11 protein-coding genes and 1 pseudogene are annotated in these 15,165 nt (G+C 49.9%); 10 read left to right on the forward strand and 2 right to left on the reverse strand.

The annotated features are described in order from the left end of the window. Positions 1–117 precede the first annotated feature (117 nt). The 7 genes from QN379_RS21700 (at position 118) to QN379_RS21730 (ending at position 10,852) form a co-directional block, all read left to right on the forward strand. Entirely contained in the window at positions 118–1,908 is a 1,791-nt protein-coding gene (locus QN379_RS21700) for a sensor histidine kinase (RefSeq protein WP_323507582.1), read from the forward strand. A gap of 27 nt (positions 1,909–1,935) precedes the next feature. Beyond that, positions 1,936–3,438, forward strand: coding sequence for a sigma-54 dependent transcriptional regulator (locus tag QN379_RS21705; protein WP_323507583.1), 1,503 nt, complete (start codon positions 1,936–1,938; stop codon positions 3,436–3,438). Positions 3,439–3,576: 138 nt separating this feature from the next. Further along, entirely contained in the window at positions 3,577–4,143 is a 567-nt protein-coding gene (gene ampD, locus QN379_RS21710) for a 1,6-anhydro-N-acetylmuramyl-L-alanine amidase AmpD (RefSeq protein ID WP_323507587.1), read from the forward strand. A 500-nt stretch (positions 4,144–4,643) separates the two neighbouring features. After that, a complete protein-coding gene (locus QN379_RS21715) occupies positions 4,644–7,568 on the forward strand; it encodes a ribonucleoside-diphosphate reductase subunit alpha (RefSeq protein ID WP_322233625.1) in 2,925 nt (974 codons plus the stop codon). A 126-nt stretch (positions 7,569–7,694) separates the two neighbouring features. Next, positions 7,695–8,801 carry a ribonucleotide-diphosphate reductase subunit beta gene (locus QN379_RS21720; RefSeq protein ID WP_416186786.1) on the forward strand — a complete coding sequence of 369 codons (1,107 nt, stop codon included), beginning with the start codon at positions 7,695–7,697 and terminating at the stop codon, positions 8,799–8,801. A 594-nt stretch (positions 8,802–9,395) separates the two neighbouring features. Beyond that, positions 9,396–10,040 (forward strand): histone, encoded by a 645-nt coding sequence (locus QN379_RS21725; RefSeq protein ID WP_323507584.1) that lies wholly within the window; start codon positions 9,396–9,398, stop codon positions 10,038–10,040. Between the two features lie 272 nt (positions 10,041–10,312). Then, the gene (locus QN379_RS21730; protein ID WP_322233621.1) at positions 10,313–10,852 is read left to right on the forward strand and encodes a YggT family protein; all 540 of its coding nucleotides are present in this window, start codon (positions 10,313–10,315) and stop codon (positions 10,850–10,852) included. Between the two features lie 362 nt (positions 10,853–11,214). On the opposite strand, the gene bfr is transcribed toward QN379_RS21730, so the two are convergent. Continuing rightward, positions 11,215–11,685: a bacterioferritin gene (bfr, locus tag QN379_RS21735; RefSeq protein WP_322240257.1), complete on the reverse strand. Its 471-nt coding sequence runs from the start codon at positions 11,683–11,685 to the stop codon at positions 11,215–11,217. Positions 11,686–12,038: 353 nt separating this feature from the next. Beyond that, positions 12,039–12,947, reverse strand: a complete 909-nt coding sequence (locus QN379_RS21740) for a LysR family transcriptional regulator (RefSeq protein WP_322233619.1) — start codon at positions 12,945–12,947, stop codon at positions 12,039–12,041. Positions 12,948–13,066: 119 nt separating this feature from the next. On the opposite strand from QN379_RS21740, the gene QN379_RS21745 reads away from it, so the two are divergent. The 3 genes and pseudogenes from QN379_RS21745 to QN379_RS21755 form a co-directional block, all read left to right on the forward strand. Then, entirely contained in the window at positions 13,067–14,137 is a 1,071-nt protein-coding gene (locus tag QN379_RS21745; protein ID WP_323507585.1) for an aldo/keto reductase, read from the forward strand. Positions 14,138–14,284: 147 nt separating this feature from the next. Further along, positions 14,285–14,638, forward strand: a complete 354-nt coding sequence (locus tag QN379_RS21750; RefSeq protein WP_323507588.1) for a DoxX family protein — start codon at positions 14,285–14,287, stop codon at positions 14,636–14,638. Between the two features lie 135 nt (positions 14,639–14,773). Further along, positions 14,774–15,148: pseudogene (locus QN379_RS21755) on the forward strand (flavodoxin family protein); the annotation flags it as partial. Between the last annotated feature and the right edge of the window lie 17 nt (positions 15,149–15,165).

The raw sequence follows: 15,165 nt of genomic DNA on the forward strand, positions 1-15,165 counted from the left end.
CTAGCTTCGCGCTTTGCTTCATTCGTGGCGCTCGCGGCTTCGGCACTTTGGTTGAAATAAATGTCAACACACCCTAAGCGCTTTGAATATAGTCTGAGTTAGCCCGAGTTAACGTGCATGATCAAATCCGCAATGTCCTTTCACCTGCCCAAAACGATGTCGGCCTTCTTTACCGATGGCGACAAACCAATGACGTTTTGGCGCACCCTGCAAACGTTTAACATCACCCGTATTGTTGTCGCGCTGGTACTGCTCGTGTATCTCAGCGCGAATGTAAAAAATGCTCTGCAATTTTCGGAGTTTTTTAACTATCCGCAAACTTGCTCGCTCTATTTACTTTGCGCGATCATCTTCACTTTGTTGGCAGCGTATTGCCAACGGCAATACCGGTTGCAAATTGTCGTGCAAATTTTGGTCGACATAGGAGCAATTTCGATTCTCTATATCGGTGCTGGTGGCGCTAAAAGTGGATTAGCTGTTCTTTTTTTGTTTCCATTAGCTGGTGGTGCTATTTTGGCGTCGTTGCCTTTGGCGATGCTATTCGTATCCATCGTGACCTTGATTTTATTGGGTGAGAGTGGATATCAGATTTTACAAGAAGCTTCAGAGGCGACAACAGTAAAAGCAGGATTGTCGGGCGCCGCGTTCTTTTTTTCGGTGTTTGTGATCAATCGCCTGGCGAATCGCTTGATCCGCCAGGAGGACCTGGCAAATCAGCGTGGGAAAGATTTGCGTGTACAACTTGCTATCAACCGTATGGCCGTTGCCGATATGGGGGATGGTTTGTTGGTGGTTGGGCCAGACGGCACTATTTTGATGGCAAATCCGATGGCTGGGCGTATGCTTGCACTATCGATACTGGACGATGGTCCCAGGCATAAACTGAGCGACTTTCCCGCCTTGACGCCGATTGCTGAGGCTTTTTTTGTCTGGACTGCGACGGTTAACCAATATCCTAGCGCAGCTGCGCAAGCCGCATCACAAGCTACTCCGTACTTTGCACAGTCAATTTCTGATGCGACGTCCAGTGATTCTCCCTTTTTGGTCACCATTAAACATACTGATGACCGAAGACCCAGCGCCGTGTTGATGGGGGCGAGCGGGCACGAGCTGGCAGTGCATTTCAAGTTACGCTTTGCGGCAGTTAAAACCGAGGATTTGAGTGAATATGTCGCTGTGATTTTTTTGCAAGATGTGAGTGAAATCGAAAATCAGGCACAGCAACTGAAGTTGGCATCAATGGGGCGATTGACCGCGAGTATTGCCCATGAGGTACGAAATCCACTTTCATCAATATCCTATGCGGCTACGCTTTTGATCGAAGATGCGACTAATCCGACACATGTACGTTTGCTCAATATTATTGAGGATAACGTGGCGCGGCTGAACCGCATGATAGAAGATATCTTGTCGCTTTCGCGCAAGGTACAACGACAAACCGCGCCGATCCTTTTGTGTCCATTGGTGTTCGATATAGCCGAAGAATTTCAGCAAATGAATGTTATCAAGAAAGGCGTATTGCAGTTGATGATTTCGACGACCGATAAATACGCCGTGTGGTTTGATCCTTTGCATCTGCGCGAGGTTCTGGTAAATTTATTGTCGAATGCGCTGCGTTATGCAAGCGGCGGTCCAAACAGTATACGACTTCAGGTCATGACGAACGCCGCAGGTGGTCTAGAGTTACATGTACAGGATGATGGTAATGCGATTATGCCGGCGGTTCGCTCGCATTTATTTGAGCCGTTTTACACGACTTCTAATAAAGGAACCGGTTTAGGGCTATTTTTGGCGCGCGAGTTGTGTTTGAATAACGGCGCTATGCTGGATTATGAATATAGGCACGAGGTGCATGAAGACCTTACCGGGCGATTTGTGATCGCATTTGCGGTGCGTGGACCAATTTAATTTTATTTGAGCGGGAAAATTGTTGCTATGACTTCACCCCGTATTTTAGTTGTCGATGACGAAGCACATTTGCGCGAGTTGCTGGAAATCGCGTTGGTCAAAATGGGTTTGGACGTCGATAGTGCCGATTCACTGGCAGAGGCGCGACGTTTCCTGCTGCTACGTGACTATGCACTCGTGCTGACTGATATGCGGCTTCTTGATGGTCTTGGCATTGAATTGGTGCACGAGATTGTCGCCAGTGGCAAGATGACACCGGTCGCCGTCATTACTGCGTTCGGCAGTGCGGACAACGCGGTAATGGCATTGAAGGCGGGGGCATTCGATTATTTGTCGAAGCCGGTTGCACTTGATCAATTACGTTTGATGGTGCAATCGGCGCTACGCGTCCATTTGCCAGAGCGCAACGGCGTGCCTCCTGCTGGCATATTGCCACGCAATGGACTGAGTAATAACAAGTCCGGCGCACCGGCCTTGCGTCTGATCGGAGTATCGGCGGCAATGCAGGATTTGCGTACGCAAATTGCGAGGTTGGCGCGAAGCATGGCACCGATTGCGATTAGCGGCGAATCCGGTAGTGGAAAAGAGTTGGCAGCGCGCGATTTACACGCACTCAGTCCACGCGCTGATAAACCGTTTATTGCTGTCAACTGTGGCGCAATTCCAGAGAATTTGATGGAAGCGGAATTTTTTGGCTATCGAAAAGGTGCGTTCACTGGTGCAGCGGATGATCGGGACGGTTTTTTTCAAGCGGCAAATGGCGGTACGCTATTGCTTGATGAGGTGGCTGATCTTCCACTGGCGATGCAAGTAAAATTATTGCGTGCAATTCAGGAACGGCGGGTGCGCAAAGTCGGTGCAACCACGGAAGAAGTGGTCGATGTACGTTTGGTGAGTGCGACTCACCAAAATTTGGCGGAGTGTGTGGAAAAGGGTAAGTTTCGGCAGGATTTGTATTACCGTTTAAATGTCATCGAGTTACATCTGCCACCTCTGCGGGAACGCGTCGATGATATTGGCTTGTTGGCGGAAGTCATTTTGACGCGTCTTGCATTTCCAGATCAGCACCAGTCGCCAATATCGCTCAGTCCGGCTGCCTTGCAGGCCCTGCGTGGGTATACTTTCCCCGGCAACGTACGTGAACTGGAAAACATTCTTGAGCGCGCATTAGCGTTTGCGAACGATGGCCAGATCGAAGTTTCCGATCTGGCATTAAGAGCGCCGGGATATCGGCAGACGGAAGCAGGCAGAGCGATTGAATTACGAGAGCCTATCGGTCCTGAAGAGTCTGCGGCAACAGTCGCGGCCATTATGGCGATGGGTGGACAGTTCATTATAGAGCCGGATGATACGAAGGTCAGCTTGCCGCCATCGCTGCCGATGCATCTGGACGATGTGGAGCGCAATATAATACGGCAAGCCTTAGGTCGAACGCAATTCAACCGTACCAAAGCAGCTGAGTTGTTAGGGATCAGCTTTCGCCAATTGCGATATCGCATGCAGCGGCTATCAATTCATGAGCAGGAATGACGAGTATTCGTGATGACGGATAAATTATCCATGGCGGCCGTAGCGGCAAATGTTGCTGGAATCGGGCCACAATCGCAATCGCCGATTTTTCACATCGGTGAGGACGGCTGGTGCAATATCAGTGGAGAAGGTATTGGCATGCCCGCCGTTCAGCATCTGCGTTCGCCCAATTGCGATGCACGGCCCTCGGATGGTGGGATTGAGTTGTTGGTCATTCATAATATTAGTTTGCCGCCAGGACAATTCGGTGGTCCTTTTATTGCAGACCTGTTTTGTAACCAGTTGGACTACGATGCTGATCCCTACTTTGCGCAATTGCGACCGTTAAGGGTATCGGCGCATTTCCTGATTCGCCGCGATGGTGATGTTGTGCAATTCGTATCGACTAATGAAAGGGCATGGCACGCCGGTGCATCTTCGTTTGGCGAGCGAGAGCGTTGTAATGATTTTTCGATCGGAATCGAGCTCGAGGGAACCGATTTTGAGCCTTTTTCCTCGCGGCAATACCTTGCTTTATGCGCAATCACCGATGCATTGATGTCTCGACACGACTTGCTGGCGGTACGTGGGCACAGCCATATTGCACCCGGCAGGAAAACTGATCCAGGTCCATTTTTTGACTGGCATCAATACCAGCAAGGCTTGGCAGACTATCGACCGCAAGTGCTCACCAACCCCACATTGCGCTTCCCTGTTGGAAGCTAGGAAAGTCAACAGATTTTGGCTTTTGTTCTAAAAAAAGATTCTACAAATGCGCACGTATAAGCATTGCATCTACGCAGTTCAGGTACTACAATTAGTGCATACACCGATAAAAAAGACTATATATAGTGTTTTGTGGTGAAAGGTGTGATTTCTTCATTTTGCTGTTTCAGGTGTCTTATCTACATCACTAAGAGTGTTTTGGTACTCATGTTGGATGGGCCCGTTGCAGCGCCCCTCGTTTAAAATTGATGATGTTTGACCGTAGTGTCAAATAGGATTTTGCGTTTACGTACGGTTTTAACAGCCTGCAAAAGGCATGAGGAATCGTGTATTGGTAGACGCAATGCAATCAGTTGAAGTGATTTAATTGCAGTGCATAAGTTATTACGACGTAGGCGTGGTGGTATGTCAGTGGATCCTGAAAGTTTCAGTGATTCTCAATAATAGTTAACAACAACAGACGCGATGAGCGCGTTTGTCAACTCAGCTCGGGAGGCTCAGTGCAATCTACTCAAGAAATTTCTATCAAATCTTCCTCAGACTTCGGCGGCGCATCGTCCCAATCTGGCAAAGCTTCCGCTCCCGCGAATGCGCCGGTCAGTTTTGGTGATTACCGAATCATCCGCCGTAACGGCGCAGTGGTCGGATTTGAACCGTCCAAGATTTCAATCGCTGTGACCAAAGCTTTTCTAGCGGTCAACGGCGGTCAAGGTGCTGCTTCCGCACGTGTGCGCGAGTTAGTCGAGCAGTTGACCCTGAACGTTGTCAACGCATTGGTGCGTCGTCAACCAACCGGCGGCACTTTTCACATTGAAGATATTCAAGACCAGGTCGAATTGTCCCTGATGCGCTCGGGCGAGCATGACGTGGCACGCGCTTACGTGCTGTATCGCGCCAAGCGTATGGAAGAACGTGCGCAACTGATTACCACTAACGCTGCTGCGACATCGGCCGACATATATGTAACGGAAGATGGACAACGTCGCGTTCTGGACATGAATCAAGTGCGTGATTTGATTTCGGCGGCTTGTATCGGTTTGGAAAAGCATGTTGATGCCGAAGCGATTCTGTCTGAGGCAGTCAAAAACCTGTACGACGGTGTGCCGGTTGAAGAGTTGCACAAGTCAGCCATTTTGGCAGCGCGTGCTTTGATGGAAAAAGATCCTGCTTATAGTACGGTGACAGCACGTTTGCTGATGCATACGATTCGCAAGGAAGTCTTCGGAAAAGAAGTGACGCAAGCCGATGCGCCAGCGGAATACCTTGAATATTTTCCAAAGTATATTAAAAAGGGTATTGAGGCAGATCTATTGGATAGCAAGCTGGCCCAGTTCGATTTGAAAAAACTGGCCGATGCATTGCAACCAGAACGTGATCTGCAATTTGCCTATATCGGTCTGCAAACTTTATATGACCGCTATTTCCTACATATTCAGGATGTGCGTATCGAAATGCCGCAAGCGTTTTATATGCGCGTCGCGATGGGCTTGTCGCTGAACGAAGTTAACCGCGAAGAGCGGGCGATTGAGTTCTACAATTTGCTGTCTAGTTTCGATTTCATGAGCTCCACGCCAACCCTGTTTAATTCAGGGACATTGCGTTCACAACTGTCATCGTGCTATCTCACCACAGTGTCGGATGACCTTGAAGGTATTTACGACGCTATTAAAGAGAACGCTTTGCTGGCGAAATACGCTGGCGGGCTAGGTAACGACTGGACGCCTGTGCGTTCGCTTGGTGCGCACATTAAGGGCACCAACGGCAAATCACAAGGCGTGGTGCCGTTCCTGAAAGTGGTTAACGACACAGCTGTTGCAGTCAATCAAGGCGGCAAGCGCAAGGGCGCAGTGTGCGCTTATCTGGAAACCTGGCACATGGACATCGAGGAATTCCTCGACCTGCGTAAAAATACTGGCGATGATCGTCGCCGTACGCATGATATGAATACCGCCAACTGGATTCCTGACCTGTTTATGAAGCGCGTGATGGAAAAGGGCGAGTGGACTTTGTTCTCGCCTAGCGATGCGCCGGATTTGCATGACAAAGTCGGTAAAGCGTTTGAGACGGCCTACATCGGGTACGAAGCCAAAGCCGCACGCGGTGAACTGCGCACGACTAAGAAGCTGCATGCGCTGGATCTGTGGCGCAAGATGTTGTCAATGCTGTTTGAAACCGGTCACCCATGGATTACTTTTAAAGATCCTTGCAATATCCGTTCGCCACAGCAACACGTCGGTATGGTGCACAGCTCTAATTTGTGTACAGAAATCACGTTGAACACGAACGAGTCAGAAATCGCGGTATGTAATTTGGGCTCGGTCAATCTGCCAGCGCACATGAAAGACGGCAAGCTGGATCCGGTCAAGCTGCAGAAAACCATTACTACGGCGATGCGGATGTTGGATAACGTCATTGATATTAACTATTACGCAGTTAAAAAGGCACGTGATTCCAATTTGCGTCATCGGCCGGTCGGTCTGGGCATTATGGGTTTCCAGGATTGCCTGCACATGATGCGGATTCCTTATGCGTCCCAGGAAGCGGTTGAGTTTGCCGATCGTTCGATGGAAGTGGTGTGTTACAACGCGTATTACGCATCGACTGAGTTAGCAGAAGAGCGTGGTCGTTACAGTTCATTCCGCGGTTCTTTGTGGGATCGTGGCATTTTGCCGCAAGATTCCCTGAAGCTGTTGGCAGAAGAGCGTGGCGGTTATCTTGAGACGGACATGTCGGAATCACTCGACTGGACTTCTTTGCGCGCTCGCATCAAAGAGTTTGGTATGCGCAACTCGAACTGCGTAGCGATCGCGCCGACCGCCACCATCTCAAACATTATTGGTGTATCGGCTTGTATTGAGCCGACCTATCAAAATCTGTATGTGAAATCGAACCTGTCCGGCGAATTTACGGAAATCAATTCTTATTTAGTGCGTGATCTGAAAGCGCGTGGTCTGTGGGATGAAGTCATGATCTCGGACCTCAAGTATTTTGATGGCAGTCTGGCCAAAATTGATCGCATACCGCAAGATTTGCGCGCTATTTATGCGACCGCTTTCGAAGTCGAGCCGTCATGGTTGGTCGAAGCTGCCTCGCGTCGTCAAAAATGGATCGATCAAGCCCAGTCATTAAATATCTACATGGCCGGCGCATCGGGTAAAAAACTCGATGAGACTTACAAATTGGCATGGTTGCGTGGACTAAAAACCACTTACTATCTGCGCACAATCGGCGCTACGCACACTGAAAAATCAACGACCAAAACTGGTGCGTTGAATGCGGTGTCGGTGGACGGCGCTGTTAGCGGCGGTGCAATGGCAAATTATGCGGCAAAGCCAGTGGTGTCGGATGAGTTGGAATTGGATGGTCCGGCGTGCACCATGCGTCCAGGTGATGCAGGTTTCGAAGAGTGCGAAGCTTGCCAGTAAATGCAGTACAACGGCACGTTCCGGCCAGTCCGGAATGTGCCGATAACATTGTTTAAGACACGAACTGTTGCGCTGGCTGAACTAAAGTCGCGCATACCAATCAAAAGATAAAGTGAAGGAAGAAATATGCTCTCTTGGGATGAACAATCAAGTTCAACACCCGACTCGCGTGTAATGCCACCTGTGATGCCGACAGAGGCTGCCGTGGATACGACACATCGCGTCAATGCTGCTGATAAGCGCATTATCAATGGTCATACAGACGTCAATCAATTGGTGCCTTTTAAATATAAATGGGCATGGGACAAGTATCTGGCCGGTTGTGCTAATCACTGGATGCCGCAAGAAATCAATATGCAGCGCGATATCGAACTGTGGAAAAGTCCAAATGGGTTGACTGATGACGAGCGTCGTCTGGTAAAACGCAATCTGGGTTTCTTCGTCACTGCTGATTCACTGGCTGCCAACAACATCGTACTTGGCACTTATCGCCACATCACTGCACCAGAATGTCGTCAGTATTTGTTGCGTCAGGCGTTTGAAGAGGCTATTCACACCCACGCATATCAATATATTGTCGAGTCGCTGGGTTTGGACGAAGCTGAAATTTTTAACGCGTATCATGAAGTCAAATCGATTCGTGACAAAGATGAGTTTCTGATTCCGTTCATCAACACGTTGACCGATCCTGAATTCAAGACCGGCACAACGGAGAACGACCAGAAATTATTGCGTTCGCTGATCGTGTTTGCCTGCATCATGGAAGGCCTTTTCTTCTATGTCGGCTTTACTCAGATCCTGGCGCTTGGTCGTCAAAATAAGATGATGGGTGCGGCAGAACAGTACCAATATATTTTGCGCGATGAATCAATGCACTGTAACTTCGGCATCGATTTAATCAACACAATCAAGATGGAAAATCCGCATTTGTGGACCTCCGAATTTCGTGATGAAATTAAATCGTTGTTTTTAAGCGCAGTAGAGTTGGAATATCGTTACGCAGAGGATACAATGCCGCGTGGAGTGCTCGGTTTGAATGCGCCAATGTTTAAAGGTTATTTGCGGTTTATCGCAAATCGCCGCGCGCAGCAAATCGGACTGGACCCAATGTTCCCTCAGGAAGAAAATCCCTTCCCCTGGATGAGCGAGATGATCGATCTGAAAAAAGAGCGCAACTTTTTTGAGACACGTGTCATTGAGTATCAAACCGGCGGTGCACTGAACTGGGAATAACGGTACCAGAATCTCCGACAAGAATATGAGGTGGACGGAAAGATGCAGCGAGTAGTTTAAAAAAACGCTGCATAACCAAAGGTAGCAATTCAATTTAATGAACAGTCAAAGACCGCAAAGATCTTATCTGTCGTCGCCGCTCATCCCGACTAAATCGGGCATGGCGGCTTTTTCTTTGGAAAATCCGAACACCTTTTGTAACTGAATAAACTTCTTTTGGAACCGCAGCAAGTTAATGAAGATAATCTGCACCGGGCAACGTGGTATTGCGAGGCGGAGTAGGTTCCGGAAGAGGTTTAATTAAAGAATTCCGACGTTGGCGTAATAGCTGGCGTTTTTTTGGCTAGGTTCGCAGCCGCAAGGCGTTGCGAATAACGTGACTCTTCCAGGTCGGCGATCGTGGAAGATATCCCTGGCCAATAATGGCTGAAGTGCTGCATCAATGAGGGGATGGAGCAGTTCAGCTGGTGCCGAATTCATTAGCGCAAGCAGAGAGTTGATTGCGCCGATGAATAATCCGCCGGACCATCGCGATGGGCCGTCGGGTTTCCAACTTGGAGCTTGATTTTTTCCATCACGTGAAGGAGAAACAAAATGGCAACAGCAACAAAGAAATCCGCAGCGAAAAAAACCGCTGTGAAGAAAGCCGCTCCGGCAAAAAAGCCAGTAGCAGCTAAAAAACCAGTGGCTAAAGCAGCAGCGAAACCTGTAGCAAAAGCAGCGGCCAAAAAGCCAGTAGCAAAAGCAGCGGCCAAAAAGCCAGTGGCAAAAGCAGCAGCGAAACCTGCAGCAAAAAAGCCAGTAGCAAAAGCAGCAGCCAAACCTGCGGCAAAAAAGCCGGTAGCTAAAGCAGCAGCAAAACCTGCTGCCAAAAAGCCGGTAGCTAAAGCAGCAGCAAAACCTGCTGCCAAAAAGCCAGTAGCTAAAGCAGCAGCGAAACCTGCAGCAAAAAAGCCGGTAGCTAAAGCAGCAGCAAAACCTGCTGCCAAAAAGCCGGTAGCTAAAGCAGCAGCGAAACCTGTCGCTAAAGCGGTAGCAAAGCCAGCAGCTAAAGCAGCGGCGAAACCTGCAGCTAAAGCAGCGGCGAAACCTGCAGCTAAAGCAGCAGCTAAAGCAGCAGCAAAAAAGCCAGCGGCAAAAAAAGTAGCGGCAAAACCGGCAGCAGCAGCTGATTCAGCAGTAAAAACTATACTGAATCCGGCAGCAGCATGGCCTTTCCCTACTGGTACGCGTCCGTAATTGTTCGCGTGTCGGAAGAGAGCCTAGTTAGTTTCAGGCGTACTACCCGCTGTATGGCCTTGTGCTATCAGCGGGTTTTTTGTTTTTTCATCGGATTGTGCTGCTACCACTCTGAAGAAAAAAGTAAGAAGTAGGTAGTCCGTATGGCAATAGCATTTTCAAATACGTCATCTTAGGTCATGATGCTTCTCTAGCGTGATTGTGTGCCATCGTTTAAAGTGGCTATAGTGTATTGAAATGTCACGCTTCATCCGAAAAGAGAGAAAAACATCGTGCTGCAGAATATTTTTTCATTGATCATCGAGACTGCCGGGAGTGTTTTAGGTGGCGTGCTGTTATTACGTTTCTGGATTCAGGCCGTCCGCGTGCGTCCACCCCAACAGGTGGCCCATTTCATATTTACCATTTCAGACTGGATGGTGCGCCCACTGCGCAAAGTGCTGCCTGGTTTCAGTGGTTATGACTGGGCGAGTCTGATTGGTGCGCTAGTGGTCGCACTTGTTTGTGTAGCATTGCAACTTGCAGTTGCTTCAGTTTTGAGTGCTCCGGTGGTATTGGTTTTGGCGGCGTTGCTGTTTCTACAATGGGTTTTTTATGGCCTGATAGGGTTGTTAATTATCGAAGCCATTTTTAGCTGGGTAAATCCGCAGGCACCATTGGCGCCCTTCGTGCGGGCACTGAATGCCCCGCTGCTGGATCCTGTGCGTCGGATTATCCCTTTATTAGGGAATGTCGACTTATCGCCTCTGGTGGCGCTTATTCTATTGCGGATAGTCCACCAACTGTTGATCGCGTTGATTCAATCTCTTTAATTAATTCGTAGTAAGGCAAGGAGTGGACAAAGAAGGAGAGTTCGCGCAGGCGAAAAATGCCGCTGTTGTGCTGCCTGGATTGCTCTTGATTGGTCTATGTTCGGGGTGGAAACGATATTTTTTGGTGCTCGGTGATGCCTGGCATTATTATCGATTCTGGAGGAGTGCGCTGGCGCTAAACCATATCGCAAGCTCACTACTTTGCGTCTATGCCACGTGACCCGACATTTTGCTGTATTGCTTGAGCAGAGATGCGCATAACATTGTGTAGCGCCAACGGTGCGTATTTGCCGATAGCAAATATTTCCGTTGGCTCAATGCTAATTGAACGCTAACTGCGTGTTAATGAAATATTAATTAACTCAGCTTCCGATCTGGGTTTGCAGATAATTCTGGATACCGACTTTGTCGATAAGGTCGATTTGGGTTTCGAGCCAGTCGATGTGTTCTTCGGTGTCATCCAGAATGTCTTTAAACAATTCGCGTGAGATGTAATCACCCGCAGCCTCAGACGCAGCAATGCCTTCTTTGACGGTGTGTTGCGCAGCTTTCTCTAACTTCAAATCGCATGCCAGCATCTCGGGCGTATTCTCGCCGATCATCAGTTTGTGTAATGCTTGCAGATTAGGCAGTCCATCCAGCATCAGGATACGATCGATCAGGCGATCAGCATGCTTCATTTCGCCGATCGACTCTTCGTATTCTTTCTTGCCCAGTTTTTCCAGGCCCCAGTGTTTGTACATCCGGGCATGCAGAAAATACTGATTAACTGCGCTGAGTTCGTTGGTCAACTGTGCGTTGAGCAGTTTAATGATGTTTTTGTCGCCTTGCATAATTGCCTCTCTAAAAATAATATCGGCGAACGAAGGTGATATGACGTGGGGAAATATAACCAGCACCGCCCGAAAAGAGCAATGATAGCTTAGCCACTCAGCTTTTTCACCATACATTAGCAGGAATCATTCGCACTCTTGTTCAAGCCTTTTAATCCAGGATTAAAATTGTCTTAAGCTTGGCAAGGGTAAACTCGGCGGCAGTTGTTTTAAAGAGAGTTGCGGAATAAATCGACGTAGGTGCGTGCTTGAATCAAAGTACTGAATAGCACGCAGATGCATAAAGCCTCTAAAGCAACACTCCCAGACTTTCGCTTTGTGCGGGAATGAGTTATCCGCTTTGCCTATGCGCGCTAACGATCTAGATAAGGCGCCAAAATTTGCTCAAGCCACTCGATGAAGATGCGCACCCGACGCGACAGGTTCTGTCGGTGCGCTACCACGATTGACACCGACAATGGTTCCGGACGCAAATCTGGGAGGACTTCGATTAGCTCGCCACTAAGGAGGAAGGCCGAGAGGCTTGAGAGCCCGGCCTGTATGAGCCCAAGCCCAGCCAATCCCGCGCCATGATACGTCTGCACGTTGTTGACACTGAGCGAACCGGGAAGCGCAAGCATTGCATAGCTGTCGCCGTCTGGATATTCCCAGCCGAGTGGCCGACTCCCCAATGTTGGCGTGTAGTGAACCATGCGATGGTCCTGAGCCAGCAGATCTTCCAGCGTGCGAGGTATGCCATGCCGCTTGAGGTAGGCCGGACTTGCCGCATTGACCATCCGCAAGGCTCCAAGCCTCCGCGCAACGAGCGTCTCGTCAACGATTTCGCCGACGCGGAGCACGCAATCCATTCCTTCCTGAATCAGATCAACGCGCCGGTCAGTGCTTGATATTTCTAGCTCGACTTCCGGGTAGGCGTCCATGAACGTTGGCAACGCAGGCAAGATGGTGGAGCGAGCGAATTCGGTCGGCATGTCGACCCGTAGACGACCGCGTAGAGGCGCCTCGCCTCCAGCAAACATCGAGTTCAGATCCTCGGCATCTGTAAGCAGGGCGCGCGCGCGTAGATAGAAGCTTCTTCCGTCCTCCGTCAACTGTACCGTTCGGGTTGAGCGGTGGAGCAAGCGAACACCCATCTGTGCTTCCATTTTGCGAACAACATTCGACGCTCTGCCCTTTTGAATGCCGAGGCTCTCCGCTGCGTGAGTGAAACTGCCCATTTCTGCTATGCGAACAAAGATCGCCAGTGCGTCGAGATTTTGCATTGTTCTTTATCTGGGTAACAATGAGTTTTGATTGGAGTACTTTATAGCAAACGTCGCGCGGCGCATAGTTAACGCTTGTGGAGCCAGAAGGGCTGGTCCCACGCACTTTGGAGGCCACAATGCGCTACAACCAACTGGGTAACACAGGACTTTTCGTATCAGAACTTTGCCTCGGCACGATGACCTTCGGCCCTTCAGGGCAGGAAGGCCTTTATCACGATATTGCGGGAATGGATCAGGCAACAGCCGATAGTATCGTGAAATGCTGCCTTGCTGCAGGTGTGAATTTCTTTGACACCGCCGATGTTTACACCCACGGCCATTCTGAACGCATGCTGGGTCAGGCGCTAAAAAACCTGGGCGTACCGCGTAAGGATGTCGTCATTGCGACCAAAGTATTTAATCCATCCGGCAGCGGACCGAATGACCGGGGCTCCTCTCGTGGACACATCATGGATTCGGTTGAGGCGAGTTTAGAGCGCCTCCAGACCAATTATCTCGACCTTTACCAAGTTCATGCCAACGATCCGGTGACGCCCATAGAGGAAACTCTTCGCGCGTTCGATGACCTTATCTCGCGCGGACTTGTGCGCTATATCGGCGTTTCAAACTGGTCGGCATGGCGCATTGCCAAGGCTCAAGGCATTGCTGAACGCTGCGGTTTTTCTCGCTTTCAAACAGTCCAAGCTTATTACTCCATCGCGGGCCGCGACCTTGAGCGGGAAATAGCGCCGATGTTGACGGAAGAAAAGATGGGTTTGATGGTTTGGTCACCGCTTGCAGGTGGGTTGCTGTCCGGAAAGTTTGGTCCGGGCTCGGCAAGCGAAGGGCGGCGTGCGACCTTCGATTTTCCACCTGTTGACAAAGATAAAGCCTGGTCCTGCGTGGCGGCGATGCGCCCCATCGCAGAGAAACACGGCACCAGCGTGGCGAGCGTCGCGCTTGCTTACGTCTTGGCGAAACCCTTCGTTACGTCCGTCATTACTGGCGCAAAAAGCCTTGATCAAATTGAACAGAACTTAGCCGCCCGAGGGCTCAAGCTTGACGCTGATGATCTTGCTACGCTTGACGCTGTTAGCAGGCTCGCGCCGGAATATCCAGGCTGGATGCACGAGCGGACCGCTCCCACGCGAATGCCCTCAGGTACGCAAATCAAGCCGAACAGTCCTCCGTCCAGTAGCAAATCATAAAGCCATCAATTAAAAGGAGGCAACCATGCCGCAAATAACTGAGCAACAAATGGCGTTTCAGGTCAGCAACGCAACTTTCGGCCTGGAGGGCGCTAGCAAACGAAATATGCGTGCGCTTGCCTCTGAATGGAGGGTTAAATTTTGAGAATGATCTCCTGGCGCGCACTTTTGACATGGAGCCTTGTGGCATTTTTCGTGTTTGCTGGCCTACTAAATATCTTCGCGCCGCTATCGCTACGCGAGGACTACCTCAATTGGGGATACCCCGGTTGGTTTCACTACGCAACTGGCTCACTCGAACTTTTGAGCGCAGTTCTCCAGGGGCGACGTGCGACCAGCAAGCTCGGGGTATTACTTGGGGCGTTAGTCATGGGAGCCGCCGTCATTACTTTGCTGATTTATCACGACTGGCTACATGCAACCTTCCCGTTACTAATTTTCGTCGCCTTGGCCGGAAAGCTTATGCCTGAGGCACAAAGATCTCAGCGGCTCTCAATTTGATAAATAAACGGCGCAAATGGGGCAACTTCAGGAAGGAGCGAAAAGCGCCCCGATGACAGCTATCTCAACAAGTCCGATTTTTTAATCGCCTCTTAAATGGGGCAAACAGTACTACTTAACGTTAAGGGTTTTATCATGAGCATTTCTTCTTCGGAATTAAAAGGCGTCGTTGTTTTCCATTCAGGCTATGGCCATACAAAACGGGTGGCTGACGCCATAGCGGAGGGCGCGAACGCTAGCTTGTTGCAAATCGATGCTGAAGGAAATTTGTCTGACCAGGCGTGGGCAGACATCAATGAGGCGCACTACATCATTCTCGGATCACCCACATATATGGGCGGCCCCAGTTGGCAATTCAAGAAGTTTGCGGATGCGTCGTCCAAACCATGGTTCGCCGACCTATGGCAGGACAAGGTCTTTGGTGGGTTTACCAATAGCGCCAGTATCAACGTGGGTATTCTGGCCGATCGTGACCACCGATTCTGGTCTATCGTGACCGACCATTCTGGCGCATCGTGACCGCTCAT

The sequence above is a fragment of the Glaciimonas sp. Gout2 genome (assembly GCF_035018905.1).
GTDB lineage: Bacteria > Pseudomonadota > Gammaproteobacteria > Burkholderiales > Burkholderiaceae_D > Glaciimonas.